Raw genomic sequence first — 2586 nt, forward strand, 5'->3', positions numbered from 1 at the left:
AAAAAGTCCAAACCCACCCAACACGCCATACAGCATGGAATGATCCCGTTTTCTTGCCATACAACTATCCTTCGTACCCTTTCGGATTCTGAAACAAAATATTATTTTCTTCGCAAACCGCTGCGATCAGCTCCTGCAATTTGCCTGCGTCAACCGTTTCGGGATTCAGCGTTACATAAAGCGCGCAAGGCCCACATTCGCTCACCTGAAACCTAACATCGTACCTCCCAGCGGCAACCGTTTCGGCGGCTTCCTCCGCATTTGCAATCGTGAGATCATCCGCCAATACGTAAAAATCAAAGAAGCAATCATCTACCGTGCTGATGGTCTTGTTTGCCCAAAACACGGCCGCGTCAAAGCCCTTTGTCAGAAACATCAGCGTTTTTTCATCCTTAGTGTACATGGAGGCAGGAGAACCCATATGCTCCAGAAAGCGTCGGTACTGCACCGGATAACGTTCAGAAGGGCGCTTTCCTTTTTTTGAAAATTTCGTAGTGGAGTGAACGTTTGTCAAAACCTGCTTAGAACCGCAAAAGCGTTTCATAATCACCATGCTGAGCGTTACGATTCTTCGGTCATCCTCACCTACATTAGAGGAAAACTGATATCGAGTATGAGTATTAGGAACGGTTTTCTGGGCTTCGTCCGTGCACTTGACAAAGTGCAGACTACCGTCCGGCGGCCAGTCATCCGGCGTCAACGTAAATTTTTGATGCCGCGGGAAATAGTATAGGTCCCATAAAAGTTTAATCAGTCCCATATCTAATCCTCCGCGCAAGTTAGAGAAAAATTCGCATTTATGCCACTATATGATTTTCTTACTGTGCTTTTCACACACCCGCTGAATGCGCTCCATTACATCGGCTTCCGATACCGCTGCGGGGTTTATGGAAACATTGAGCTCCACGTGAAAGCCTCGATACGAAATGACATAATTCGCCAACGGATGCACCACGCTGAAGTGCGCGTTCTCATAGGGGCCTTGGGGGTCGATTTCCGGCGGCGTGTAAAAACCATAGACGGAGTGGTCAAAGGCAGTGGCGCAGTTTGGAATCTGATAAAAACGCTCCATTAATGCACGATTGGCTCCTTTTGTCTGCACAATAATCTCACAGTCGCCGTCAAAAAAGGTTTCCGCTTTCTTTTCGGACGCATATTGCGCAGCTAAGTTTGGAAGAACCCTCTTTGGAGCGTTTCTCCGAAACCAAAAACTTTTTGTACTTGAAACTTGCAGGAGAGGGGTCTTTAGCCAGGTGAAAACGGCGCAATCCTTGAGCAGTTCATCCATCACGTCCAATACGACGGGAACAAGCCCCTGATAGTCCTCTAAGGAATGCGTTGCATAGCCAAGCGACAGCCGATGCTCGCCCGCCACATTCCAGGAGAGCAGATGTTGGTCTGTCTCCCATGCAAGGGCTTCTTCTTCCATGGCCTTTTCAAAAAACTCCTTTTTCTTCCCAAACATTATTGCATCACTTCCGTTATATCAATTACTTTTTGTGCAAACCAATCACCGCCATAGGAACCTGCAACGCCTAATAGCAAACCTCCGGCAAAACCGCCGATTGCAGTTCCAACGCCAGGAAGAATGGCTGTTCCAATGAGCGCACCGTATTTTGCGCCGACACTTCCGCCAAGTAAAGAACCCACCCAACACGCCATACAGCATGGAATGATCCCGCTTTCTTGCCATACAACTATCCTTCGTACTCTTTCGGATTCTGAAACAAAATATCATTTTCCTTGCAAACCGCTGCAATCAGCTTCTGCAATTTACCCGCGTCAACCGTTTTGGGATTCAGCGTTATATAAAGCGCGCACGGCCCCCATTCGCTCAGGCTAAACCACACGTCATACTCCCCAGCCGCAGCCGCTTCGGCGGCTTCTTCCGCGCTTGAAATCGCGGGCGTATCCGGCAAAACGTAATAATCAAAAAAGCAGTCATCCGTTCGATCAAGCTCCTTAAATGCAGCCAGCGCGGTTCTATCAAAGCCATAGGTGCAAAAAAAGAGTTCCTTATCATGTCCTGCATAGGTAGGGGTCTGCGGCTGAGTTTGTTGCAAAAACCGCTGATAGCGCACAGGAAAGCGAACGGGTGGAGATTTTTTTTTAGAAACCTCCCTGACGGATCTTATTTTTGTTAAAACCCGTCTGGAAACACAGAAACGCTTCATAATCTCTAGGCCGAGTTCCCCAATTCTGCGATCATACTCATCTTCGTTTGGCGAAAATTCATAGTTTCTATACGTTTCTGGTATGGATTTCCAAGAGGCAGTCCCACATTCAATAAAATGCAGACTACCGTCCGGCGGCCAGTTGTCTGGTGTCGACGTAAATTTGTGGTGCCGTGGGAAATAGTAAAGGTCCCATAAAAGTTTAATCAGTCCCATATCTAATCCTCCGTACAGGTAATGTCCACGATATACCGCCCCAGCGCATCTCCGCCCAAAGCACCGACAATGCCGCCCGCAAGACTTAAAACTGGGACCGCAATAAATGCGGCCGGACCGGTTGCCACGCCCGCCAGCGGACAGTCGCTCAGGAATCGTATTCGATACTGTAATAGATACAGGCGTCCCAATCGTA

Annotated in this window: 4 protein-coding genes and 1 pseudogene; all 5 read right to left on the bottom strand. The window is 48.3% G+C overall.

Annotation, left to right across the window (positions count from 1 at the left end):
- Positions 1-64: 64 nt before the first annotated feature.
- Complete coding sequence (locus RTK01_RS16550) at positions 65-760, bottom strand: hypothetical protein (RefSeq protein ID WP_312282023.1); 696 nt, start codon at positions 758-760, stop codon at positions 65-67.
- A 45-nt stretch (positions 761-805) separates the two neighbouring features.
- The gene (locus RTK01_RS16555; protein ID WP_312282024.1) at positions 806-1429 is read right to left on the bottom strand and encodes a hypothetical protein; all 624 of its coding nucleotides are present in this window, start codon (positions 1427-1429) and stop codon (positions 806-808) included.
- Positions 1430-1464: 35 nt separating this feature from the next.
- On the bottom strand, positions 1465-1662 hold the full coding sequence (locus tag RTK01_RS16560) for a hypothetical protein (RefSeq protein WP_312282025.1): 198 nt from the start codon (positions 1660-1662) through the stop codon (positions 1465-1467).
- Between the two features lie 35 nt (positions 1663-1697).
- Positions 1698-2390 carry a hypothetical protein gene (locus tag RTK01_RS16565; RefSeq protein ID WP_312282026.1) on the bottom strand — a complete coding sequence of 231 codons (693 nt, stop codon included), beginning with the start codon at positions 2388-2390 and terminating at the stop codon, positions 1698-1700.
- A gap of 2 nt (positions 2391-2392) precedes the next feature.
- A pseudogene (locus RTK01_RS16570) lies at positions 2393-2586 on the bottom strand (hypothetical protein); the annotation flags it as partial.

This window comes from Oscillibacter sp. (assembly GCF_031978065.1).
In the GTDB taxonomy this organism is placed as follows: Bacteria; Bacillota; Clostridia; order Oscillospirales; family Oscillospiraceae; genus Oscillibacter.